Source organism: Chitinophaga ginsengisoli, assembly GCF_003014595.1.
GTDB classification, from domain to species: Bacteria; Bacteroidota; Bacteroidia; order Chitinophagales; family Chitinophagaceae; genus Chitinophaga; species Chitinophaga ginsengisoli.
This window is the reverse complement of sequence record NZ_PYGK01000005.1, coordinates 273,066-296,998: the sequence shown is the minus strand read 5'-3', so window position 1 is coordinate 296,998 and position 23,933 is coordinate 273,066. Positions and strand designations below refer to the sequence as shown.

General features: G+C 45.4%; 22 protein-coding genes. All 22 read right to left on the bottom strand.

Going from position 1 to position 23,933, the window contains the following annotated elements; all coding sequences use genetic code 11:
- Positions 1-19: 19 nt before the first annotated feature.
- Positions 20-586, bottom strand: a complete 567-nt coding sequence (locus tag CLV42_RS14795) for a WcaF family extracellular polysaccharide biosynthesis acetyltransferase (protein ID WP_106602695.1) — start codon at positions 584-586, stop codon at positions 20-22.
- A 5-nt stretch (positions 587-591) separates the two neighbouring features.
- A complete protein-coding gene (locus CLV42_RS14790; RefSeq protein WP_106602694.1) occupies positions 592-1,053 on the bottom strand; it encodes a VanZ family protein in 462 nt (153 codons plus the stop codon).
- 2 nt (positions 1,054-1,055) lie between these two features.
- A complete protein-coding gene (locus CLV42_RS14785; RefSeq protein ID WP_106602693.1) occupies positions 1,056-1,916 on the bottom strand; it encodes a glycosyltransferase family 2 protein in 861 nt (286 codons plus the stop codon).
- A 6-nt stretch (positions 1,917-1,922) separates the two neighbouring features.
- A complete protein-coding gene (locus tag CLV42_RS14780) occupies positions 1,923-3,050 on the bottom strand; it encodes an XrtY-associated glycosyltransferase XYAG1 (RefSeq protein ID WP_106602692.1) in 1,128 nt (375 codons plus the stop codon).
- A 48-nt stretch (positions 3,051-3,098) separates the two neighbouring features.
- Positions 3,099-3,761 (bottom strand): acyltransferase, encoded by a 663-nt coding sequence (locus CLV42_RS14775; RefSeq protein WP_106602691.1) that lies wholly within the window; start codon positions 3,759-3,761, stop codon positions 3,099-3,101.
- An 11-nt stretch (positions 3,762-3,772) separates the two neighbouring features.
- Complete coding sequence (locus CLV42_RS14770) at positions 3,773-4,903, bottom strand: glycosyltransferase family 4 protein (protein ID WP_106602690.1); 1,131 nt, start codon at positions 4,901-4,903, stop codon at positions 3,773-3,775.
- Positions 4,904-4,927: 24 nt separating this feature from the next.
- Complete coding sequence (locus tag CLV42_RS14765; protein WP_106602689.1) at positions 4,928-5,947, bottom strand: acyltransferase family protein; 1,020 nt, start codon at positions 5,945-5,947, stop codon at positions 4,928-4,930.
- 24 nt (positions 5,948-5,971) lie between these two features.
- Entirely contained in the window at positions 5,972-7,105 is a 1,134-nt protein-coding gene (locus tag CLV42_RS14760) for an acyltransferase family protein (protein ID WP_106602688.1), read from the bottom strand.
- Between the two features lie 48 nt (positions 7,106-7,153).
- Positions 7,154-8,557, bottom strand: a complete 1,404-nt coding sequence (locus CLV42_RS14755) for a hypothetical protein (protein WP_245901656.1) — start codon at positions 8,555-8,557, stop codon at positions 7,154-7,156.
- Positions 8,538-9,731 carry an acyltransferase family protein gene (locus tag CLV42_RS14750; protein ID WP_170117520.1) on the bottom strand — a complete coding sequence of 398 codons (1,194 nt, stop codon included), beginning with the start codon at positions 9,729-9,731 and terminating at the stop codon, positions 8,538-8,540. The genes CLV42_RS14755 and CLV42_RS14750 overlap by 20 nt, the downstream gene beginning before the upstream one ends.
- A gap of 14 nt (positions 9,732-9,745) precedes the next feature.
- Positions 9,746-10,975, bottom strand: coding sequence for a glycosyltransferase family 4 protein (locus tag CLV42_RS14745; protein ID WP_106602686.1), 1,230 nt, complete (start codon positions 10,973-10,975; stop codon positions 9,746-9,748).
- Positions 10,976-10,977: 2 nt separating this feature from the next.
- Entirely contained in the window at positions 10,978-12,099 is a 1,122-nt protein-coding gene (locus CLV42_RS14740; RefSeq protein WP_146154389.1) for a glycosyltransferase family 4 protein, read from the bottom strand.
- The gene (locus CLV42_RS14735; protein ID WP_106602684.1) at positions 12,056-13,066 is read right to left on the bottom strand and encodes a polysaccharide pyruvyl transferase family protein; all 1,011 of its coding nucleotides are present in this window, start codon (positions 13,064-13,066) and stop codon (positions 12,056-12,058) included. Before CLV42_RS14735 ends, CLV42_RS14740 begins: the two co-directional genes overlap by 44 nt.
- Positions 13,067-13,078: 12 nt before the next feature.
- On the bottom strand, positions 13,079-14,317 hold the full coding sequence (locus tag CLV42_RS14730) for a lipopolysaccharide biosynthesis protein (protein WP_245901655.1): 1,239 nt from the start codon (positions 14,315-14,317) through the stop codon (positions 13,079-13,081).
- A gap of 102 nt (positions 14,318-14,419) precedes the next feature.
- Positions 14,420-15,517: a GDP-mannose 4,6-dehydratase gene (gene gmd / locus CLV42_RS14725; RefSeq protein WP_106602682.1), complete on the bottom strand. Its 1,098-nt coding sequence runs from the start codon at positions 15,515-15,517 to the stop codon at positions 14,420-14,422.
- Positions 15,518-15,553: 36 nt separating this feature from the next.
- A complete protein-coding gene (locus CLV42_RS14720; RefSeq protein ID WP_106602681.1) occupies positions 15,554-16,900 on the bottom strand; it encodes a UDP-glucose dehydrogenase family protein in 1,347 nt (448 codons plus the stop codon).
- Between the two features lie 35 nt (positions 16,901-16,935).
- Positions 16,936-17,877 carry a GDP-L-fucose synthase gene (gene fcl / locus CLV42_RS14715; protein WP_106602680.1) on the bottom strand — a complete coding sequence of 314 codons (942 nt, stop codon included), beginning with the start codon at positions 17,875-17,877 and terminating at the stop codon, positions 16,936-16,938.
- 15 nt (positions 17,878-17,892) lie between these two features.
- Positions 17,893-18,912: a mannose-1-phosphate guanylyltransferase gene (locus CLV42_RS14710; RefSeq protein ID WP_170117519.1), complete on the bottom strand. Its 1,020-nt coding sequence runs from the start codon at positions 18,910-18,912 to the stop codon at positions 17,893-17,895.
- Positions 18,913-18,931: 19 nt separating this feature from the next.
- Positions 18,932-19,489: a UpxY family transcription antiterminator gene (locus tag CLV42_RS14705; protein ID WP_106602678.1), complete on the bottom strand. Its 558-nt coding sequence runs from the start codon at positions 19,487-19,489 to the stop codon at positions 18,932-18,934.
- Between the two features lie 182 nt (positions 19,490-19,671).
- Entirely contained in the window at positions 19,672-22,062 is a 2,391-nt protein-coding gene (locus CLV42_RS14700) for a GumC family protein (RefSeq protein WP_106602677.1), read from the bottom strand.
- Positions 22,063-22,108: 46 nt separating this feature from the next.
- A complete protein-coding gene (locus tag CLV42_RS14695; protein ID WP_106602676.1) occupies positions 22,109-22,903 on the bottom strand; it encodes a polysaccharide biosynthesis/export family protein in 795 nt (264 codons plus the stop codon).
- 144 nt (positions 22,904-23,047) lie between these two features.
- On the bottom strand, positions 23,048-23,752 hold the full coding sequence (locus CLV42_RS14690; protein WP_106602675.1) for a response regulator: 705 nt from the start codon (positions 23,750-23,752) through the stop codon (positions 23,048-23,050).
- Positions 23,753-23,933 lie beyond the last annotated feature (181 nt).

Here is a 23,933-nt window from a genome sequence, read left to right as displayed (position 1 = left end):
TATAGATTTCTGTTTTTTGTTATCTCCACCTATCTGACACAAAAGCCAGTGGGTTACCTTTGAATATACCATTCTGTGCTACCGATGCTGTCACCACTGAACCTGCTGTGATCACTGTATCCGTTCCTATCGTAACACCCGGCCCGATGAATACACAAGCGCCTACCCAGCATCCATCCATCAGTGTAATGGGTGCATTACGGTAAGGCATGGCAGGATGCCTGAAATCGTGATTACCGCCACAGAGGAATGCACGCTGTGATATACACACGTTATTACCTATCACCAATGGTTCAAAATTGAGCAGGTAGACCTCTTCACCCAGCCATACATCATTACCTATCTCCAGTTTCCAGGGAAAATGGATGTTCACTCTTGGTTTGATCACCACACCACTTCCTACCTTTGCTCCAAACAGGCGCAATAGTCTGGCTTTGATGCCGGATGGCACAGGAAAGGCTGTCAGGAAGAACAGCATTTTGACAATGTACCAGCAGGTTTCCTTTAATTTACCGGCGCCGCGGTCCAGGCCTTCAGCAGCATTAAAGTCTTTTAAACGGACCTGTGACAGATAAAAGTTATCCATTGCTATCAGGAATTATTATAAACAAGTACTACATTCTTTTTTACCAGGAATCGATACATGCAAAGCCCCACGTAAGCACCCAGTGTATTCAGCAGAATATCATCCGCATCATATACACCGATCCTGAAGGCCAGTTGCATCAATTCGATACACCCGCTGAAAATAAATGCAGCGATTATCACTCTAATTTTATTGGCAGGTGTTCCTGACAATGCATCTGTAAGACCGCCGAATGGCATGAACAATATGATATTGCCCAGTAAATTCAGTAGAAAGAAAAGCCAGTATCTGATGGAATGACCAGCTTCAATAATGAAGTCATAAGTACTCTTCAGTGGCACCCATCTTGGCGGTGCATAGTGTTCTCCGCTACTCCTTGTTGGCTCCAGGAAAACGATATATAACAATGCTGCTATATAAACGATCAATGCAATTACAACAGTACTTCTCTTTACGCTCAGTCTCATCCCTATCTTAACCTGTTATTTCGTTTTAATTCATACATCTTGGCATCTACCAGGAAGCGGTACCAGAAGCCCTGCAGGAAATGCCATACAAGCCCTGCACCACCATCCAGGAAACCTAAGCGTATAAAGTAGCGGTAAATAAAATAAATGAAAGGACGTACAAACAAGGGTATCTTACTGTACACTTTCTCCTTGATCCATCTCTTGCGGGAAGACTGTTCACCGCTCAGTGATACATCCACATTATTCGCAGAGGTTGTTCCTTTTTCTATATCCAGCAGATCTTTCACTTCACGTGAAGCATAATTATTCTGCTTGTGTGTCCACCAGGTGAGGTCATTCAGGTTGTGGTCCACCATGTCATGTTGGAAAGCTTCCGTTTCTCCTTTCTCCAATACCACATGTTCATCCATAGCACGCTCTTCCAGCTTACCGGTACCTGTACGCCAGATACGCAGCAATCGATGCGGATAGAAGCCGCCACGTTTCATCCACTTATCCATGAAGATCACACGGCGTTTGATGATAAAACCTCCTGTCTCCGGCTTAGCCAGTGGCAGCTTTGTATTGATCTCATCTATCAGTTCATCCAGCAGGTATTCATCACAATCCATACGCATGGTCCACGTAGTAGTGATATTGCAATTGTCCAGCGCCCAGTTGAACTGGTCCGAGTGATTGCCCGGCCACGGTCTCTGAACAACTGTAGCCCCCAATGCGGTCGCTATTTCAACAGTGCGGTCAGTAGACATGCTGTCAATAATGATAATATTGTCTGACACGCGCTTCAGGTTCTGAATACAACGGGTAATATGTTTCTCCTCGTTATAGCTGAGGATGATAACTGTTAAAGAATTAGACACCCTGATTTATTTTGACTTATACAATTCGATATACTTGTTCACCAGCCGGCTTCTGTCGAAGTCGCGCTGCATCAGCGCTGGTGCGGCGGCAGACATAGTTGGCAGTCTGTCTCTTTCTGCATATACCTGCTCCAGTATTTCCTTAATATGCTGAGGATCGATGCCAGATATCCAACCTAGTTGATTATCTCTGATGTAAGTGCTTAATCCGACCATGTTGCTGATCAATACAGGTGTACCCATGGCCAGGGACTCTATGACGATGTTGGCGAAATTTTCATTGTAAGAGGTCAGTACCATCACATCATGATCGCGCAGTAACTTGAACTTAGCATCACCATACACCGGACCTACCCAGGTGATATGTTGATCTATGCCATATTCGCGCGTCAGCGCTTTCAACTGCTCCAGGTAATCCTCTTTATAAGGACCTGCTATCGTCAGTTCATAAGGGAAGCTGACCATGCTGAGTGCTTTGAACAATAGTTCCAGTCCTTTCTTCGGATCTATCCTGCTCAGAAAAACGAACTTAATCTTTGGCTGAACAGTCTTAGGTGCTACCGGACCTTCAGGCACTGTCACGAAGTTGAATATCTCCGCTACCTGTGAAGCAGGATACATCTTCTTTATCTCGTGTACTTCTGCAAGAGAAGTAGCGTGAAATTTCACTTTAGATAATAAAGGATCACCGACTACTTTCTGTATGATCTTCTTCTGGAAATTGTGATTCGTTTCCAGGATATAATCACTCAGCATTCCTCTCGGAGAAACTACAGGACGCACTCTTCTCACATAACATACCAGCAGGGTGAAGATGCTCACCAGGTTCCACCAGGAATGGATATGCACCGCATCATATTTTTTGATGTTCCTGTATAAATAACTGATCAGTGCCGGGGAAAAATGTGTATGATCTTTTGTTAAACGTTTAAAGTAGATCGTATCCACGCCATCTACCTGCTGTACTACGCCTTGCTGTACATTCAGCTCCTCTTTTCCATTAGCAGTTGTAGTCACTACAGTCACCTTATGTCCTTCCGCCACCAGTTGTTCGCACAGCGCCGAACTTGAATAGATAGGGCCGCCGTATACGTAAGCAGGTTTATAAGAAGGGATTACATGAAGGATGTTCATTCTGTTACTTTCTTTTAACAATTTGTCGGTTAATATTTACAATGTTGCTTAGTAGACGAATCCATCAGCCCTGCTGAAGTATTTCGCATCTTTGTCTATATCACTCACGGCCTTGGCAGGAACGCCGGCATATAATTTCCATTCTTCATCGAATGGTTTATTCAGTAAAGATTTTGCACCCAGTACAGAATAACCCGGTAATACCGCCCCACCGAGGATCACGACATTCGTACCTATAAAAGCATAGTCACCGATCACGATAGGCGCACTGTCCTGGCGGTTCTCATACACATTAATAGAGTGTGTAAGCAATTGTGACTGGTATCCGGCAATAGTGGTAAACTTTCCTATAGTGATGGAATTCGTACAATCTATATGATGGTTCTTGGTGATGGCTGCCCACTCTCCCATGATCAGTTCTGCTTTGCGCTCCGGCTGATGACGGAAGTGTTTGGAATTAGTATTGGTAGCAAAACCTGTCACCCAGTTTCCCCTGCCTATTTTAGCGTGTTCGCTCATCTGCATCAGGTCGAGGTTCACAGCTATCGTAAGATGATCAATGCGGCTGTTCTTCTCCATAACCAGCTTCCCGGGGAATACCCATGCCAGCCCTATGCGTGCAGTAGGATGAATTTTATATTTAAACCAGCTTTGTAATGCCAGGCGTTTTAAGCGCCAGGGTAAACACACTGTTATCAGTTTTAGGATCATCTGCTGATATATTAGTTCTTTGAATACATGGATAAATACGCCTTAATCATGATATCAGGAGAGAAACGTTTTACATTGACAAAACCCTGGTTAATTATAGCGTCTCTGGTTGCTTTATCAGATAATTTGAGGAACTCAGTAGCGAATGCCTGTGGCTGATGAGGATCTGCATGTAATGCCACGCCTCCGCTCACTTCCGGCATCGGCTCAATACTGCTGGCAACAACAGCCGCTCCGCAGGCTTGTGCCTCTATTACCGGCCATCCAAAGCCCTCAGAGAAAGAAGGAAAAATAAACGCATAACACCCGCTGTATAATGCCTTTAATGTAGCATGTGGTGGTTTCTTTACTGACACCAGCCTGTCCTGCAGTCCCAGTTTCACGGCATGTGCACGTAATGACTCTTCTATTTCATTGCCGGCATAACAGATCTTTCCTTTGTATTTATCACCCAATACATGCACCATATCCAGCAGCATCTTCCTGTTCTTGCGTTGCAGTTTGGAGCCGATGTGCAGAATATAAGGTTCATCTGCACGCAGGCCTGTATCTTTCAGTAAAGCCTCACTGTCTGCTTTGCTTACAGGAGAAAAATCGCCGTTGAAAGCATTATGGATCACCTGCCAGTTGGATGCGTCCTTTCCTTTTCCGGCGGCCAGCTCTTTCAGTTGGTTCAGCGTGAGGTGAGACACACAGGCAATTTTCTTTGCACTGATCAGGTTAGAAAGTATCCATTCCTGCATCACTTTACCAAAGGAAGAAGCAGGACAATAAGCATCTGCATGCCCACGCGCCCCCCTGATGGCTAATACATCATGGCAGGTAATGATCGTACGTTGCTTTGGCAGATGTTTAAGATAAAAAGCGTTCGAATGATCACAGATATGATACTGTGTATCCTTTGGCCTGAAAGCGTTTTTAAAACGAAGTACTAAAGGGAATAACATCCACTTGTCCACATATCCAAACCACTTGCCAATCCCGCCGGAAGTAGCTTTAAAAAAAGATCCAAAGAAGACTGTTGGCCGCCAGATCTCAGTTGTATTTCCGGCATCGTTTAAACCACTTTCCACCATACGGGCGAAACGTTCCATACTTTCCTGCCTGTCCTTCGGATAATTCCCTACTAAAACAATTCGCATATATATAGTCTCAATATTTATCTACTATGCTGTCGCTAACTTTTCCCGCCTGAACACTTTATTAAAGTCGGGCAGAGAGCCCATAAAAAGCGCACGTCCTATCGCAAAACTGTTGAACAGATAATACCCTCCCATTGACACGGCCAATGCTATAAAAAATCGTGCCACAGGATTCACAATAGAAAATTGCTCCAATGTAATGAACTGTATCGGTTGATGCAGGTACATAATGATCATCGACGCTGCACCAAATTCATTGAATGGCTTGCTGGCAACAGGGAACTTCGCTATGGTCTTCGCTATTTCTATCAGGCATATTACCACCACCATCGCGGAGAACAGCGTAACAAAAGGAATACCATAGCTACCTGTTTTCATATCATATGTATTGGCCGGATAGTAATAAGTGAATACCATTACAGCCGCCAGCAATACAAAGCATACCCATTTATATTTTCCAGGATCGCCCTGTACTCCTTTATACAGATAGCCCATGTAGAAGATGGGCAGCGCAGCCAGTACAACATCTGCATTCCATGGCAGGCCGGGGAAATGAGGTAAAAATCTATTGATGGCATAACTGATCACAAGACTCACCAGCATCAACAATCCAATGATTTTTTTACTCACTTTGTTCACGAGGAAATTCATCACCTGCTGTACCAGGAAGAAACAGGTCACATACCAGAACACTGCTACCCATCCTATCAGGAAGCGGCCTCCCAGTAAAGGTCTTACCAGACCTTTGACAATTGTTTCCTTACCCGTCAGTATCTCTTTAATTTCATATGGCACGTATATCAGGCAAAGGAATGCCACATAAGGCACTAATAAGTGAAATGATTTTTTTGTCAGATATTCTTTCCAGTCGGCAGAAGGTTTAAATAAAAAACCGCCTATAAAAAAGAATAGTGGCATATGAAAAAGGAACAGGTATCTGGCGATGCTGTTAGGGAATATATGCCCCGCCACTACTGTTAAAATACCGATACCTTTCAGGGTATCTATCCATCCTATTCTGGAGATATTTGTAGTATTACTCATGGTATGAAGTGGGATGGCGGCCTCTTAGCTGGCCAGATTAAACCTTCTGAAGAAAAATGATGTATAATTCAACCGCAGCATATTGAGCTTCCATCTGATGGTCTTTTCCTCTATTGTTGTACATAAGATGATGAAAAGAAGGATCAATACTACCTGTACGATCATATTCACATGAAAATACCGCAGCATCAGCATCAGGGGGTAGTGTAAGGCATAGGTGGCATAGCTGCCCTTCCCTACATAATTGAATATTTTATTCAGGATCCATACCGGCCATTTAAAAATAGCCTGTGCTGTTTCCGATTTACTAAAGAAGGTGATCATGTAAAATACGGCAGCCATCACCAGCCCCTTACAAATGAAGGCCAGCGTATTAGAGGAGAGAAAATGCCGGCCTGCTGTCAGGTACAATACACCACACGCAAAAACACCCGTAAACAACAAGTGATAGGTATGTCCTTTCAGGTATGTTCTGGATACCAGGTAACCTGATAACCAGATAATGAATGAACTGAAGAAAGCAAAATATGGTATAAAGAAGATCTTGTTAACAGCAAATGCGGCAATAGATAACACCAGCAGCACAGCATATTTCACCAGTATATTGATCTTGCCCAGATACTTCCGGTTGATAAGGTATACCAATGGGAAGAAGCAATAGAAGAAAAACTCAAACGACAATGACCATAGGGGGCCGTTAAATCCATAGGGAATGAACCAGGAGCCTTCTACAATATCCGCCGTCTGCAGGAAAAGTATGTTCCCCAGCATGTTCCAGGCACTGTAGTTCGGGAGATTGACCTGATGCATAACGAAACCCGAGATCAATGTAAAAAGCAGGGCTAATATATATACAGGCAATATTCTTTTGAACCGGCGGTAAATATACTCGTTGATCGTTTCAGGGCTGTCAGGTGCTTTATTCTTAAGGCTTAATCCGATAGAGAAGCCAGATAAAACAAAGAAGAACAGCACCGCTTCTTTATTATACTCAGAGATCCGGAACAATATATCATACCAGGTTTGTCCTTTATATACCTGGAGATAGTTGGCATTGATAAACAAAAAATGATGCAGGCAAACGATCATGGCGGCAAGCCCTCTCAGGCTGTCCAGCACGACGATTCTGCTACTCCCGGGGTTGGCATCGTGTTTCATCAGGAATCCGGTTTTTGTTGTGGTTATGTTATGTGTATGCGGAATATGTTAAACTGCCATCTCTCCCATATCTTCTGTTTCCGGTACTTCCTCTTCTTCATCATCACGCAATGATGCCATTAAAAGACCTCCCACCAGTGTTGCAAATCCAAGTGAGGTAGGCTGTCCCCATCCTCCCTGTGCTACCAGCAGGAAACCGTCACTCAGTAACATCCAGGGAAGGATGTCTCCTGTGCGCAATTTTTTGAACGATTCCAATGCCAGGCTGCCGGCCAATCCTATACGGATAAATACCAGCCCTAATCCTAAAATAGGTCCCAGTTCGCCTACTGCCCTGCCCCACTCACCTTCTGCTATCAGGAAGGTAAATCCACCCGTCAGCAGCATTGCACCTACGTTCGTTCCCATCCCGATACCATATCCCCACAGCGGCATATCTGAAGTAGCTGAGAAAGCGCCCAGCATCCCGCCCAGGTAACGGTCAAGAAATACACCTTCCATTCCACCTTCACTCTCATTCGCGTTTTCAAACCGCGCGGTAAATGCTTCAATAGCTCCCCCTACAATACTTGTCTGACTAAGCAGCGCTACCAACACCAGCAGACCGAGCACCGCTCCAAACATTCTACCGGCATATTTAGGGTTGCTGGAGCCTGCATACAGGCAGAACATCAACGTGATAATAATCTGAAAAAGCAATGCACGGCTGATAGAAAGAGGTATCGACATCAACAAGGCACCGGTGGCCCCGATCAATATCCAGCGATTGACCTTTTCATTACTCAGCCAGAAATAGAAGACGAAAGGCGCCAGAAAGCTGAAGAACAAAGTGGTTCCATTAGTAAATGAAAATGTTGCCGGCGGACGGAAAAAGCCTAAGGCCCCGCTAAACCCGGCGCCTCCTTCAGCATCGCCCACTCCTTTATTCACCCAGGCCGTCTGCGGACTGTAAAACTGTACTGCGATCAATACTACCATCGGTATGGCAATCATCACCATGGCCTTTCCCAGCTGTACTACATCTTTGCGGGTAAAGACGCTCCTTATGACGAACATCATTGGGAAGTGTATCAGGAGAATACGCGCTCCGTACGCTGCCACAAAAGGATTGCCATGCCCCACCGTAAGTGCGGCAATGAGTCCCAGCACACCGATGATTGTCATAAGGGAGAGTGAATATGCAGGGATGAGTATCTTCCGCTGTAGACAAACGATGATCAGCCACAACGCCACCGGGTCACGTACTACCAGCAATGGCGTAGCCAGGAATGGTAATATCCAGCGGCGTAACGCACCTTCAAACAACAACAGTAAAAAGTACGCCCATACCCCTTGCTTCAGCCGCAGCATCAACCTCTCTGAGTTGAATGCCGTGAGCTGCTGATAACGCAGGGCTGCTATTTCAGCTAAGCGGTCTGCTGCAACCTGACTTCTATTGGGAGACTGATTCATAATTTCCGGAAACATTTATAACAGGTGTTGCGGGCGTTGCTGCTGCCTTTGGCGGCATATTCAGGAAACGGCGTTCTACCAGTAAATAAAACACATATGCCAACAATACAGACACTGGTACGGCTACTAAAAGCATAAATAGCAAACGCATGTTGTCTGTCATCTGTATATTCAGTGTATAAAGATTGATCGCAGCCAATATCGGACTGTGGATCAGGTAAATACTATAGGAAAAAGCACCGAGTCCCACTGCCACCTTTCCATTCAGGAAACGTAACAACAATGAACGATCCTGCATAGCATGTTCCTTCAGTGTATAGAATACTATCACGGCGCTCACTGCCAGTCCTACCATCACTTCCGTAAAGGTCAGCGACAGGTTCAATGGTTTGCTTAGTGCCAGTAAGGCTACTACCAGCAATACCAGGCCACTCACAATCCAACCGTTGGCTACAAGACGCTTCACTTTTTCTGTTGTACCCCTCGTATCAAAAGCAACGATAGCGGCAGCCATTCCTATACCAAACAATCCCAGGTACCAGGGGTGTAACCACCAGAAGCTAACGCGGTGAGGCAATACCAGTTCAGGTAAAATGCCCACAACTACAGCTGCTGCAGTTGCTGCTCCTAACCCATAACGACGCCACAGTAACAATAATACCGGGAAGGTGAAATAGATTTGCCATTCTGTAGCCACACTCCACAGCGGCCCGTTTATTTTAAAGATCCAGTGCGTATGGATATTATGCACCAGTAAAAGATGTGTCACGATACTTTCCAGCTTCACAGGTAGTTTGGAATCCCATGCAGTATCATGCGGGGTTTGCATTAAGGGCAGTGCCCATATCAGCAGTAATGAAAGTAATAATGCGAAATAATAAGGCGGCAATATTCTGTGCGCACGCCTTCTGATATAAGTTTTGAAGCCTCCGCGCAGGTCCCTGTTCTCTGATAATGCTACCGGGATCGTCAGGCAAAAACCTGATAACACGATGAACACTGCAACGGAATAATGACCAAACTCCAGCAGGTATGTAAGCGGCTTAAATACACCGGTGAATTGTGTTTTTTCAATACCGTTGCCGGTAAAGAACACCGCGTGATAGAACGCCACGTATAGCGCACAGAGCCCTCTTATACCGTCTAAAAATTCAAGTCTTGGCCTTTTAATCATAGTTAGTGGGTCATTTATGCATGTATGATGGCTGTCGCCAGCTCCTGTCCGTAAACCTGCCATGGTCTGCTGCGGGCTTTCTCCATTGCCGCCAGTCCTGCTACCGGTATATTGTCCGGCTGATTCAGCAGCGCTGCTATTGCATTGTATAAAGCGTCAGTAGACCCGGCTTCTGCCAGCCAACCGTTCTTTCCATGTGTGATAAGATCCGGACCTGCCGTACGATCTGTCGTAATCACGGGAGTGCCCTGCGACATTGCCTCTGTAATTACCAGCCCAAATCCTTCAAACAGGGATGGGAACAACAGTACATCATGTGATCTCATCGTTTTGAGGATCTCCGCATGTGGCATACTGGGAATCCAGGTATGTTTAGTGAGGGCTGCATCCAGCGCCGGACAATCTTCCGTTACTTTCTTACCCACTACTGTCAGCGTTACTGCATTTCCCAATCGTTCTACCGCAGCAAAGAGATCAGCGATACCTTTACGTTGAGACAGCCCTCCGACGAACAATAACTTCAGCGGACGGCCAGAGATCTTCTCATAATCCCTGCTGCCTGTAACAGCCGGGAAACCATAAGGTATCACATCTACCGGCGCCAGTTTGCCGGGATAATCATTCAGTGTCTTCGCGGTAAAACTGCTCGCTACAAAGATCCTGTTAGCCAGTTTCAGCTCCTCATCCTTCCTGTCCAGTTTTGCCTGTGAAGCATTAAATCCTATCAGGGTATTCTTCCATTCCGGCCAGCGTTCCCTTTCAATGCCCAGCAGATGCCTGGAAGTACGCCAGTAACCGATAGGCAGGTCGTACAGACATTTTAGTCCCAGGCGGGTTGCTTCACGGAAAGTAAACATAGCCCCATCTTCATAAGCATATACAGCGTTCACTTCACGGGCTACTTTGTTCAGGCGGTTGGTGAGCCGTCTGTCCATGTTATGATACACCGCATCTACTGAGAACATGCCTTTCTCATGTCTTACCAGGCTTTTTAACCCGGCCTTTGCTGCCACCAGGCGGCCCAGTTCAAACCAGGGCCAGGTTTTGGTAAAAGGCTGCAAACGGGCTTCGAAACCGCGACGCCTGATCTCTGACAGGGGGCCTATTCCGCCGAGGCGGTCCAGTGTGCTCCCCGGAAATGAAGCAATTGCCGTATGAAACTCAGACAGGATATCTGCATCTGCCAGCCCCGCTACCGCAGCTCTGACATTCGCATTGCCTGTAGGATGAGATATGATGACCATTCTTAGTTTTGCTTATGTAATCCAAGTATATCGCCCCAGGCCAGACGTAATGCTGCTGCAGAGAACCTGTGCGCATACAATTCTTTCTGGGCCGTTTTTGTTACCAGGCCACTCCTGATATCTTTCGCAAAGGTCATTACAGCCGCTTTTGACTCTTCATAAGAAGAACCGGCTGGTATTACGCGTGTTGCCTGCGGGTCACAAGCGATGTCCGGAATGCCTCCCCTGTCGGTTGCCAGCCAGGGAAGTCCTGCACTCATCGCCTCCAGCAGGCTCACAGGCAGCCCTTCGGGGTGTGTAGACAACAACAGGTATACATCCAGTTGCGCTATCGCCTTTTTTAAGCCGTCCTCGCCCGCAAAAGGACCATGAAAACGTACATTGGGATAACGGTCAAAATATCCCGCAGGATATTGTTTTCCTTCCCCCCAGAGATGAAACTCTATATCTTTCAGATCTGCATCTTCACTCATCCGGCAAATCAGATCGATCCCTTTTTCAGGGATCAGGCGACCATAATAACCAAACCGTAGTTTGCCTGCCGGACCTTCTGTAAAAGGTACTTCCACATTCCTGGAAAATACCGGTATCACGTCTATCTGGCGGTTTAATACCACCTTCATATCACCGGCATTCCTGAAGGAGCAGGCAACAATGGTATTTGCGGCCTGCAATGTCTTCCTGTATTTCGCACCCCAGGTAGCCTGATCTTTCGCGTCGCCGGAAGTATGGTGATGATGTACCCACTTGTTGTAGGCAGGCAGCATACGGGAAAATAACCAAATGCTTTCTCCCTGTCCGTTAGTATATACGGCATCATACTGACGGTTGCTACGCAGTTTAATACCCAGTTGCAACATCCACAGTAAACGCTTATAGGAACGTCCATGTTTACCGAAGTACACCCAACGGCAGGTACGTTTGTAGAATGCTTCTGTTTCAGGTGTCATAGCAGCATTCAGCACCACCAGGTCTATTTCATTACCTGCTGCTGCCATCTGCCTGCAAAACTCCTGCAGGTGACTTTCTATCCCCCCTGTTTCCATCAACTGGGTAGTATAGACCAGTATCCTTTTTTTATCAGAAGCCTGCGCCATATACTCTTTCAATCTTATCCTTTGCAAATCCAACACGGTAAGACAATACGACGCCCAGGCGATACAGTTTCGCCATCAACGCAGCTTTAGCCCTGATCAGACGATACTTCATTTTACCGGATGCCTGTACAGCATTAGCGCCTTCTTTGATAGAGTCGGCCACCAGCTCCAGCAGGAATTGTCTTCTCTTTTCAAGCGCCTCTTTATTCACAGGAGAGCTGTCCATGTTGGTCCTTTCCAGGATCTCCTTATAGGAAATAATATCGATGAACTCCGCTACTGTTGCCAGACGCGGATCAGATGGATTCGGATGGATCAGTTTCACATTGGCCCCCATACCCAGGCATGGCAATGCGCAGTGGATCTTGGTGGTCAGTACCAATGAAGCCTTGCAATAGGTGGCCAGCAGGTGGTCCATATGCTTTTCGGAAACCCTGGCATATGATTCGATATCACCGGATGTATCTGGTGGATCGTGGGAGATCCTTACCAGTTTCTTACCGAGTAAGGTTTCCAGTTTATTGAATACAGCATCAGGTACCGGATGATCTACATTATCTACCAGCACCACATCTCCGTCAGGATTGTTGGTAACAGGACCGCGGGATTTTGCAGTAATGGTCAGGCAGCTGGAATAATAAGCAGGAATGCCCCAGCCCAGCAGCAGTTGTAATGTTTTTGTATCGCGGCAACCGATAGGCGCATGTTTTCTGAAATGTTCCCTTACGCCTGCATCCGCCAGCAAAGCAGAATTAGCGATGTGTACAGCTGCATATACAGGTGTGATATTATCTGGTGCAGGAAACTTCTTAAAGGAGTGCATGTACCAGCCATTGGCTATCAGCATTCCCTTTTCGTTACTTGCCAGGTCAGCCAGCGCTTCCCTGTCGGCTACCTTCGCGCCTTCAGGTAACAGATCTTTAGCGACCATTCCCTGAAGTACATCTCCGATATTGTTCCGAAGTAATCCTTCTACCTGATAGTAATAATTCATATAATATCCTTATTAAATTTCTGTAGGTAATGTTGAGTTGTTAGTCCTGCGGATCTTGATCAGCGTATAAGTAACGTTCATCGTTACCTGGATCAGTTGTATCATGATATTTAACGTCAATACCCCTCCCAGGGAAGACACATCAATGAATGTTACACCCAACGCTATCGAGGCAACACTAACAGGAATTGAAATGAATGGATTGATAGCCCAGCTTCTGCTTGTAAAAAGAGAAAAAGTGGAAGTAGAGATAATCCCGAGGCAACTGATAACAATCTTCAGCACCACCTCTTTTGTCAGCCCGGAATAATTGGGCCCGAGGATCATCAGGATCTGTGTAGAGAACAACCAGACAGTCAGAATGATACAGGCGCTCATAGCAAGCAGCCCTGCCTGGATCTGTAAGAAACGCCGCAATAACAGACCTGAGTTATTCGGCAACCGGGAAAACCTCGGTAAGATAAGGGTACCAAATAATATCGTAATAAAGCTAAGCGCCATCGATAGCCTATCCAACGCGCCCAGTTGCGCTACTCCTCTTGTAGTTCCGAAGATGGAGATCAGCCAGATGGTGATCTGTCCCGAAAGACATGTATAAATACCCATCGGCAGCAATCTTCTCACCATCTTCAGGATCTCTGTGCGGACCTGTGGATCCGGCTTCTGATGCCAGTCTGCATAACCGGCAGAGATCTTCCGGAGATTGAAGTTGCCCCATATCTGCGGAAGACCTGCAGCCAGGATGGCGACAAACGCCCATGGGAAAATAAAAATGGTCAGCGCGAGTAATACCAGCCTGCCAACATTCAGTATGACCGAATTCCTTTGCAGCGGACCAATATCCTGTCTCAGCTTAGGCGCTATCTGCAGCAAGGTGCCCGACAAGGCCATAAAGAAGGATGGAATAAGCGAGAGGATGATCAGGACGGACATCAGCCAGCTGGCATTGTGATGCCGCATCAGATAAAGCAGTACCGGTACGGATACCAGCAAACTGCCTACGGCGAATTTCCGCCTCAGATCCATTCCAGTGGCCATAACGGTACCCAATTTGGTACGGTCCAGCCAGACCTTCCCTCCCTGCGACATGACCCCGGTAGAGATACCCCCGTCAGCCAGTACCGTCATCGTACCCAGCATGGTATTGCCAAGGGTATACAACGCGTACTCTTCGGGTTCCAGCATACGTATCACAAGGATACCACTCACAAGACTGATAGCCTGTACAAACACCTGGGCAAAACCGGTCATGGTAACCAGTTTAACCCACTCTAATGTTTTGGCGTACTTCGGATTATTAGATAACTGATTAAAAACTTTTACTCGCATAACGCATTTCGGCAAAGCAAGCCCTTATCCTGCCAGTTGTTCCCACTGTGTTTTATTGTCCTTTCTGAATAACTCCACGTCGCAGGTCACCATCTCACTTACCAGTTCCTGCAGATCATACTTCGGTTCCCAACCTAATTTCGTCTTTGCTTTCGTCGGATCGCCTATCAGCAGTTCTACCTCAGTAGGACGGAAATACGCAGGATCCACAGCTAATACCTGTTTGCCTATTGGCAGAATATATTCTTTGTTGCGGCAGGCGCTTACATATGCTACTTCATCCACACCCTTACCTTCAAACTTCAGTTCAATACCCAGTTCGTTAAACGCCATACGTACAAATTCACGTACCGGCGTGGTGATACCTGTTGCAATCACATAATCCTCCGGTGTATCCTGTTGCAGAATTCTCCACATCGCCTCCACATAATCTTTTGCATGCCCCCAGTCGCGACGGGCATCCAGGTTACCTAAGTACAGTTTGTCCTGTAAACCTAATGCGATAGCAGCAACAGCACGAGTGATCTTACGAGTTACGAAAGTCTCGCCGCGCAGCGGGCTTTCGTGGTTGAACAGGATACCATTGCAGGCAAACATACCATATGCCTCCCTATAGTTCACCGTGATCCAGTATGCATATAACTTCGCTACAGCATAAGGGCTACGCGGATAGAAAGGAGTCGTTTCTCTCTGCGGTACTTCCTGTACCAGGCCATACAGTTCTGAAGTACTTGCCTGATAGATCTTTGTTTTCTTCTCCAGCTTTAAAATACGCAGTGCTTCCAGTAAGCGGAGGGTACCGATACCGTCTGCATTGGCAGTATATTCCGGTGTATCAAAACTCACTTTTACATGGCTCATTGCTGCGAGATTATAGATCTCGTCAGGCTGTGTTTCCTGGATGATACGGATCAGGTTAGTACTGTCGGTCATATCGCCGTAGTGCAGTTTGAAACGTACATTCTCAGCGTGAGGATCCTGATAAAGGTGATCGATCCTGTCAGTGTTCAACAATGAGGCACGGCGTTTTACACCGTGTACCATATACCCCTTTTCAAGCAGTAGTTCTGCCAGGTATGCGCCGTCCTGTCCATTTACACCGGTGATTAAAGCAACTTTCATACAAAATAATTTAATTAAGATAAGTGGGGAATATGATTAACTTCCGGAGAGCACGCTTACAGCCGGATGAGATACACCAATGCTGTAGCAGGTGAAACCGCTCTTCTCAAGATATACGTTATCATATATGTTCCTGCCGTCAAATACAACAGGCGCTTTCAATAATTGTTTTACACGTGTCCAGTCAGGCAGGCGGAACTCATTCCACTCTGTTACCAGCATTACAGCGTCAGCGCCTTCTGCAGCAGCATACATGTCGTTACACCATTTAACGCTTTCGCCCAGTGTTTTCTTCGCTTCATGCATCGCTACAGGGTCGAACACCTGTACATTCGCGCCGGCTTCCAGTAAGGACTCTATCAATACCAGGCTGGATGCTTCACGCATATCGTCAGTAGCTGGTTTGAAAGATAATCCCCATACTGCAAAGGTCTTACCTTTCAGCATACCATCGAAGTGCCTGTTGATCTTGCCGAACAACACTTTTTTCTGATCATTATTCACTGCTTCTACAGCTTCCAGGATACGTAATCCGTGGCCATACTCCTTACCTGTCTGCACCAGTGCTTTTACATCTTTAGGGAAGCAGGAACCACCATAACCGATACCTGGGTAGATAAAGGCGTTACCGATCCTGGCGTCGCTGCCAATACCTTTACGTACTTTATTCACATCAGCGCCTACCAGTTCGCACAGGTTGGCAATATCATTGATGAAGGAAATTTTTGTTGCCAGCATCGCATTTGCAGCATACTTGGTCATTTCTGCAGAAGCGATGTCCATGAAAATGATAGGACGACCATTCAGCAGGAATGGATGATACAGGCGCTCCAGCATTTCTTTCGCTCTGTCTGTATTCACACCCACCACGATACGGTCAGGTTTCAGGAAGTCCTGTACAGCAGCGCCTTCTTTCAGGAACTCAGGGTTAGAAGCCACATCATAGTCGATCAGTGCATTTCTGTTTAACATAGCCTGTTTAATCTCCCTGTTCACCTTCACAGCAGTACCTACCGGTACAGTGCTCTTTGTTACCACTACCAGGTAATCGGTCATATGTGTACCGATTTCTTTCGCAACCTGCAATACATATTGCAGATCGGCGCTGCCATCTTCACCGGGAGGTGTACCTACGGCAATGAAAGCGATGTCTGCACCGGGAATCACTTCAGCAAGGTTGGTGCTGAAAGCGAGACGGCCATTGTTGTAGTTGCGGGTAACGATCTCTTCGAGGCCCGGTTCATAAATAGGTAAAATACCTTTCTGAAGGTTATTGATCTTTTCGGCATTAACATCCACACAAACTACCTGCGTGCCTACTTCTGCGAGACAGGCACCGGTAACCAGCCCTACATATCCTGTTCCTATTACGATTGCTTTCATGTGTATTAAGATTGAGACGCTGTTTATAATTCTTTTTATAATGCAACCATGTGCTTCTTATGAAGGAAATCGGCATAAGCCTGTACCAGTCCTTCTTTCAGCTCCACGCTATGTTTCCATCCGAGTTTGTGCAGCTTTGACACATCCATCAGTTTACGTGGTGTACCATCCGGTTTGGAAGTATCAAAAACGATATCACCTTCATAACATACTACCTCTTTCACGGTTTCTGCCAGTTCACGTATGCTCAGGTCCTCCCCTGTTCCGATGTTCACCAGTTCTTTCTCATCATAATGCAGCATGAGGAATACACAGGCTGCTGCGAGATCGTCTGCAAAAAGGAATTCACGTTTTGGCGTACCACTTCCCCATACCGTAACGCTGGGTGCTTTGGCTTCCTTCGCTTCATGAAAGCGGCGGATCAATGCAGGCAGCACGTGTGAATTTTCAGGATGATAGTTGTCGCCGATACCATAAAGGTTAGTTGGCATCACACTGATATAGTTACAGCCATACTGATCGCGGTATGCTTCACATAATTTGATACCCGCTATTTTAGCAATCGCGTAAGGCTCGTTGGTTGGTTCCAGCGGGCCTGTCAGCAGACTGCTTTCCTGCAATGGCTGTGGGGCCATCTTAGGATAAATACAAGAGCTACCAAGAAACATGAGCTTTTTAACGCCATGTTTCCAGGCAGCATGGATGATGTTGGTTTCCATCATGAGGTTATCGTACAGGAATTCTGCACGATAAGTATTGTTGGCATGGATACCGCCTACTTTGGCAGCAGCCAGGAACACATAGTCCGGTTTCTCTTTGCTGAAAAATTCATTCACATCTGCCTGCGAGCGGAGGTCCAGTTCTGCGGAGCTTCTCGTTACCAGGTTCACATATCCCAGCGTCTTCAGTCTTCTGCTGATCGCACCGCCCACCATACCACGGTGACCGGCTATATAGATCTTATCGTTAAGTTGCATACGGTTGAATATTGTTTATAGCAGTTCAGGCCTGTTTTCCTTTACCCATTGGTGCAATTGTTTCACTTCCTGTCCCTTTCCTTTCTGTAAGATCAGCAGTACTTCGGGAGTATTCACCACCACCACATTTTCGACGCCAACTAATGCTACCAGTTTATCTTTTCCTATTACCATGCTGTTTACAGGATCGCTCTCTATAAATACGGCCTGGTGATTACTATAGCGGTAATGACTTGCCAGGGCTTCCGCCAGGGCTTCATAACCACCTACATCGCTCCATTGCATAGCGCTAGGCACTACTTTTACAATATTGCTTTTCTCCAGCACAGCATAGTCTATACTGTCTGAAGGAATGGCTTCCATTGCTGCCAGCGGAATAGAACCGGTCTCTCTCCAGATCAGTGCGGCTTCTGCTGCTGCTGCATAGATCTCAGGAGCATGTTCCAGCAGTTGCTGTAACAATACGCCTGCTTTACCACAGAAGATACCACTGTTCCATAAGTAGTCGCCGCTTTGCAACATTGCTTCCGCAGTCACTTTATTTGGCTTTTCCGTAAAACGTACTACATCATAACCGGTATACTGGATGTAACCATATCCTGTTTCGGGATAGGCTGGCTGTAATCCAATCGTTACCAGATGTCCTTCCGTAGCCAGTTCTCCGGCTTTCTTTATTGTTTCTGCGTACAGGTCAGGCGTACCTATGAGATGGTCTGCCGGCGTGATGAGGAGAATCGTTTCAGGGGGTGCGGAAAATGCCGCCAATGCAATTGCGGCAGCGGTATTACGCCCCACTGGCTCTTCCATCATCTGTACATGCTGAGCACCTGCTTCACCCAGTTGTTTGGACACCATTTCAGACTGCTGTTCATTTACGACAGCCATTACATGCTCACAGAAAGTACTGTTACGTACCCATGTGAGTTGTAATAAACTCTGTCCGTCAAATAACGGCAGCAGTTGCTTTGGCGTCTGTTTATTGGATAGCGGCCAGAGACGGGTTCCCGACCCTCCACATAATAATACGTGTAGCATAGTGTTCAGGCTTGATATATTAAATAGGATTTCCAACGCCCATTTTACCGGCGCCGGCATATTCTTTACCGTTAGTACTGAGCACCATCAGATCACTTGTTTTCACGGTAGCGATCAGCGAGAATCCCATGCTGTACAATACAGCTTTAACAGTATTCTTGCCTGTTTCCACTACCCTTCCATGCTGATGCATCAAAGGACCTGCGGTGATCCGGATCAGATCGTCCTCGTGTATCGGGAAACGTTCAACTTCCACGTCCTGATACTCACGCAGGAAACGTTTGATCAGATCGATCTCATGATCAGGAATGCTGGCGGGTTTACCCAACCAGTAAACGAAGTTTACGATACCACTTGTTTCACGCACGAGCGTCTTTTTGTCTTCCGGAATACGCACAAACACATACGACTTAAAAAGGGGCTCTTCCACAATCTTCTTTCTGTCACTCCACTGATGCGTTACCTTGTTTATTGGGCAGTATGTTTCAATCTGCTTACGAACAAGTGCATCCGCCACTTTTTTCTCCCATCTTGGTTTAGTGTAGACTGCATACCATGTGTGTGTCTTCTGTTCCATATCAGAGGATTTAAAAGTTAATAAAGCATGACTCATTATCAAGTAAAGTGGAAAGTACAAAGGCGGGAAAAGAGGAGGTAAAAAGTTGGCATAGCTTCGCCTCCTCAGTCACATGAGTAGTTTTCAATAGCAATAGTTTTCAATGAGTTCCGTCAGATTCGGTGACTGGCGGAATACATCTATTATTTAAAAATTTTAGTAAAACGTCCCTTCTTCACAGTACCATTTTTGTGGTCGTCTGTGTACCCATATCCGTAACCCTGTCCGCTGCCATAACCATAGCCTCCGCCATAACCATATGCATAACCGGGCAGTCCACGCATTTTCAGACCATTGAATACGATATTCAACTTGCCAAGGTCCCCTTGTTCATACAGATCTTCTACCATTTTCAGATTGAACTTCGGTGTCCTTTCATGACGTACCACATACAGCGTAGCATCAGCATATGGCGCTAGCAAACGTGCGTCAGTAACAGGCCCCACCGGAGCTGTGTCAATAATGATATAGTCAAATGAAGCTCTTAAAGTGGCCAGCAGATGTTCAAGTCTGCCATTCAAAATCAACTCGGTTGGATTTGGTGGTATCACACCTGCGGAAAGCAGGTACATGTATTCGTTATTCTCTATTGGCTGTTTTAAAATATCACTCAGTGAAGAATGGCCTGCCAGGTAATTACTGATACCCGGATGATGTGGCACATTCAGAATCTTACTTACTTTCGGTTTACGGAGGTCAAATTCCAGCAACACTACTTTCTTCTTTGTCAGTGAAAGGCTCAGTCCAAGGTTTACAGCAATGAAACTCTTTCCTTCACCGGAGATAGAAGAAGTGACCAGAATAGTTTTATTATCTCCATTAATACCGATATAAGATAAGGTAGTACGAAGCGCCCTGAATTGCTCTGCAACAGGCGTACGTCTTCCCTCTGTAATGGCAATACCACCACTCTTGTCGAACATAATCTCGGCAATGATCGGTGCAGAAGTCCCTTTTTCGATATCTGACCGGAACATTACTTTATTGTTCATCAGATCTTTCGCTGCAATGAAGCCTGCTACAGCGGCCAGACCCGCTATGATAGCCAACGCCATCACCATGGATTTCTTCGGACTGAAAGGGAAGGTATCTGCTTCAGCCAGATCAATAATACGGCTGTCGGAGATAGCGGCAGCATATTGTAATGCTGTCTCTTCACGCTTTTCCAGCAGGAAAGTATAGATGTTATTCTTGATAGCCTGTTGTCTGCTTACTTCCAGTAATGTCCTTTCTTTATTAGGTACACCCTGCAGCAGTGATCTGAAGCGTGCATTCTGGGCAGCCAGCTTTGCCCTTCCGGATTCCATGTTGGCACGCAAGCTCCGGATATTGTCCATGATAGCCGGTCTCAATCTTTCCTCCTGAGCATTCAGGCTTTCCAGCAGGGGACTATTCTCGCCGGTCGTTTTACGCAGTTTATCCTGCTGTAATTCCGTTTCCTGCAACCTGGTCAGCAGTCCCAGTAATGTCTGATCTGCAATACCGATAGTAGCAGGTACTACGTTGTCTTCAGAATGTTGTTTATTTTTAACATATTGCTCAACAGCATCCAGTGTTGACAATTGCATATCAGCTTCACTTAACTGCGCATCATTTTCCTTTACAGATGCCAGGAACAGTTTACTCTGCTCGCTGATATCAACAATTCCTTCTTCAGTTTTATAACGCTCGATCTGGCCTTCTACCTGGCTCAGTTCTGCTGTGATAATACGTAACCTGTCTTCCACAAATGACATCGTCTTGGATGCTGTCTTATTCTTATCATCGATAGATTCCGCATCGTATGTCCTCATCAGCTCATTCAGCATATCCATCCCCTTCTGAGGCACTGCATCAACGTACTCCAGTCTCAGTACATTTGCCTGTTTATTGGCAGGTGCAATTTTCAGATTGCCAAGAAATACGCCGGCCAGTGCCTTTTCACCCGCAATACGTATATACAGCTGTTTATCGTGCAGACTGGCAGGATTAAAACCAGGAGTAGGTGTTATTAATATACGTCCCCAGCGCGTGGTAGTTACTGTATCATTCAGCGGATAAGTTACGTCACCCATGGTGAGCTTCTGACCCTTATAATCATATTTCAGGTCCATCACGATGCCCTCCATCGGGTTAATCTGATCAGGATCAAGAAATTTGATCTGTACCGGTGCTCGTTTATACATAGACGCATCCCGGATAGTACCTCTTTCAAAGATCTCTCCATAGAGATTGAGGTTTCTTACAACAGCCTTTGCAAGGCTGCGAGACTTCAGTATTTCTATTTCGTTGTCTATTTTCTTACCTGATCCGAGAGGGTCCATCATTTCTATGATAGAGCTTTCTACGGCCCTGGCATCTTCCTTTATCAATAATGTAGAAGATATTTTATAGAGCGGAGTGGCATATTTCAGATAAACATAGGCTATAGAGAAAGAAATTATTGACGCAATCACAAATAAAGGCCAGTAAGGCTGATATTTATGCCTGATCATTTCCAGGAGGCCTGTATGTTCCTCTCGTTTTGTGCGCGTATTTAATACTTTCTGTTGCATGGCTCTCACACAAGTTTGTAGGATGAATTATTTAAGTAGCATCAACTTATTTTATTATCAACCGGTCCAGAATAATCACAAACAGTGAAATACTGCTTAGGATGATAGATATTGTCTGGCGGTTGCCACTTGCATTGACCACCCTTGCTTTGGTTGGTTCAACATACACTACGTCATTGGATTGCAAGTAATAATAAGGAGATGATAAGATGTCATCATTGTTCAGGTTGAGCCGTTTGATCACTCTTTGCCCTTCTACATCTCTGATTAACAGTACATTGTCTTTTTTACCGTAGATAGTAATATCACCTGCCACACCCAACGCTTCCATTATCGACATTCTTTCGTTATTGATAGCGAAAACACCTGGCCGGCTTACTTCACCAAGAACAGTTACACGATAATTGAGGAACCTCACACTTACTACCGGATCTCTCATGAGTTTTCTATTGTTCAACTCATCACGCAGATAGGTGGTCAGTTGTTCTTTTGTAAGACCTGCAGCTTTTACATGTCCAAGTACCGGATATTCAATAAATCCCTGCTCACTGACCAGATAACCTGTTACCTGGGTGCCACCTCCCGCAGCTCCGGTGGTTGCAGTACTTGGGGTGTTAAATACAATAGCATCCTCGGGGTTCATGCTACTCACAATAATTTGCAAAACGTCATTTTTTTGAATTACCGGCTCAAAATTTCCTTTCACGGGGGCAATAACAGTATCAGGAAGATTTTTGAAATAAACTGATTTCTGTGTACTGACACAAGATGTAAAAAAGAAACAGCAGATAAGGACCGGAACAACAAAGATATAACGCAAATAATCCTTCTTTAGAATCATCTTACCGTTTTAAATATTTAAAGGTTTTTCTTCCGCGCTTTCCGTACTACAATATTAGTTTATCAGGGTCGTCACGAACACTACTCAATACAGTAAAAAACGCCCCTATAACACAAACGTGCCTACTAATTAAAGTATATACTCTCACCCAAATAGCGTCATATCTTTAAACGAAAGCATTTGAAAAAAAATCCAAGAATTCGTAATTAAAAAGAAAGAATACAAACTATTTGACCAGATCTTCGAAATTAGTTCTGATTTTGTGGCAACATTAAGTTTTTGGTAAATCTTCTTCAGATGCTGGTTCACAGTGAAAACAGTCACAAAAAGCTTCTCTGCCATCTCCTTATATGAGTAGCCTTCCTTTAACAGGGCGAGCAATTCATATTCTCTTTTAGTCAGCTTATGTTTTATATCCTCCAGGGGGTCCTTGGCAATATAATTAATGAGTAAATGGGCCGCTTTAGGAGAAAGAGTGCCTCCTTCGCTGACAGCATCCATAATTGAATGATAGATCTCCATTAAACGGCTGGTCTTAATAATATAACCATTCGCGCCCTGGCGGATCGATTCAATTACATAATGTTTCCCATCGTGTCCCGACAGTACAATAAGCTTTGCTTCAGGGTAAACCCTTTTTATTTCCTGCATACCCTGTATGCCTGATTCCCCTGGTAATGAAATGTCCAGCAATATTACGTTTACCTCAGTCTCTTTAAATGGGAGGGCTCTAAACTCCTCCATTGACTTACAAGCAAATACGACCTTACACTCTTGAAAATCTTCTAAAAACTCCTTGTAATTGTTCAACTGGAAATAATTGTCTTCTATAATTCCAATATTGATCATAGGGGTAAAAAGTTAGCAAGGTTCATAATCGGTTCAATAAAAAAATATGGCATATAAAAGTTACTTACTGTTGCAAAAATAGTTCCAAAAACGAGAAATCATAAAGCATATACGCAAGTCATTGATTATTAAAACAATAAAGATAAAGCCATGTGCACTCTCAGTCCCACCTATTTTATAA

Excerpts from the sequence above, each read along its gene's own strand:
- CLV42_RS14795 (WP_106602695.1), bottom strand. The coding sequence starts at position 586 with ATGGATAACTTTTATCTGTCACAGGTCCGTTTAAAAGACTTTAATGCT.
- CLV42_RS14790 (WP_106602694.1), bottom strand. The coding sequence starts at position 1,053 with ATGAGACTGAGCGTAAAGAGAAGTACTGTTGTAATTGCATTGATCGTT.
- CLV42_RS14780 (WP_106602692.1), bottom strand. The coding sequence starts at position 3,050 with ATGAACATCCTTCATGTAATCCCTTCTTATAAACCTGCTTACGTATAC.
- CLV42_RS14775 (WP_106602691.1), bottom strand. The coding sequence starts at position 3,761 with ATGATCCTAAAACTGATAACAGTGTGTTTACCCTGGCGCTTAAAACGC.
- CLV42_RS14770 (WP_106602690.1), bottom strand. The coding sequence starts at position 4,903 with ATGCGAATTGTTTTAGTAGGGAATTATCCGAAGGACAGGCAGGAAAGT.
- CLV42_RS14765 (WP_106602689.1), bottom strand. The coding sequence starts at position 5,947 with ATGAGTAATACTACAAATATCTCCAGAATAGGATGGATAGATACCCTG.
- CLV42_RS14760 (WP_106602688.1), bottom strand. The coding sequence starts at position 7,105 with ATGAAACACGATGCCAACCCCGGGAGTAGCAGAATCGTCGTGCTGGAC.
- CLV42_RS14755 (WP_245901656.1), bottom strand. The coding sequence starts at position 8,557 with ATGAATCAGTCTCCCAATAGAAGTCAGGTTGCAGCAGACCGCTTAGCT.
- CLV42_RS14750 (WP_170117520.1), bottom strand. The coding sequence starts at position 9,731 with ATGATTAAAAGGCCAAGACTTGAATTTTTAGACGGTATAAGAGGGCTC.
- CLV42_RS14745 (WP_106602686.1), bottom strand. The coding sequence starts at position 10,975 with ATGGTCATCATATCTCATCCTACAGGCAATGCGAATGTCAGAGCTGCG.
- CLV42_RS14735 (WP_106602684.1), bottom strand. The coding sequence starts at position 13,066 with ATGAATTATTACTATCAGGTAGAAGGATTACTTCGGAACAATATCGGA.
- CLV42_RS14730 (WP_245901655.1), bottom strand. The coding sequence starts at position 14,317 with ATGACCGGTTTTGCCCAGGTGTTTGTACAGGCTATCAGTCTTGTGAGT.
- gmd (WP_106602682.1), bottom strand. The coding sequence starts at position 15,517 with ATGAAAGTTGCTTTAATCACCGGTGTAAATGGACAGGACGGCGCATAC.
- CLV42_RS14720 (WP_106602681.1), bottom strand. The coding sequence starts at position 16,900 with ATGAAAGCAATCGTAATAGGAACAGGATATGTAGGGCTGGTTACCGGT.
- fcl (WP_106602680.1), bottom strand. The coding sequence starts at position 17,877 with ATGCAACTTAACGATAAGATCTATATAGCCGGTCACCGTGGTATGGTG.
- CLV42_RS14710 (WP_170117519.1), bottom strand. The coding sequence starts at position 18,912 with ATGCTACACGTATTATTATGTGGAGGGTCGGGAACCCGTCTCTGGCCG.
- CLV42_RS14705 (WP_106602678.1), bottom strand. The coding sequence starts at position 19,489 with ATGGAACAGAAGACACACACATGGTATGCAGTCTACACTAAACCAAGA.
- CLV42_RS14700 (WP_106602677.1), bottom strand. The coding sequence starts at position 22,062 with ATGCAACAGAAAGTATTAAATACGCGCACAAAACGAGAGGAACATACA.
- CLV42_RS14695 (WP_106602676.1), bottom strand. The coding sequence starts at position 22,903 with ATGATTCTAAAGAAGGATTATTTGCGTTATATCTTTGTTGTTCCGGTC.
- CLV42_RS14690 (WP_106602675.1), bottom strand. The coding sequence starts at position 23,752 with ATGATCAATATTGGAATTATAGAAGACAATTATTTCCAGTTGAACAAT.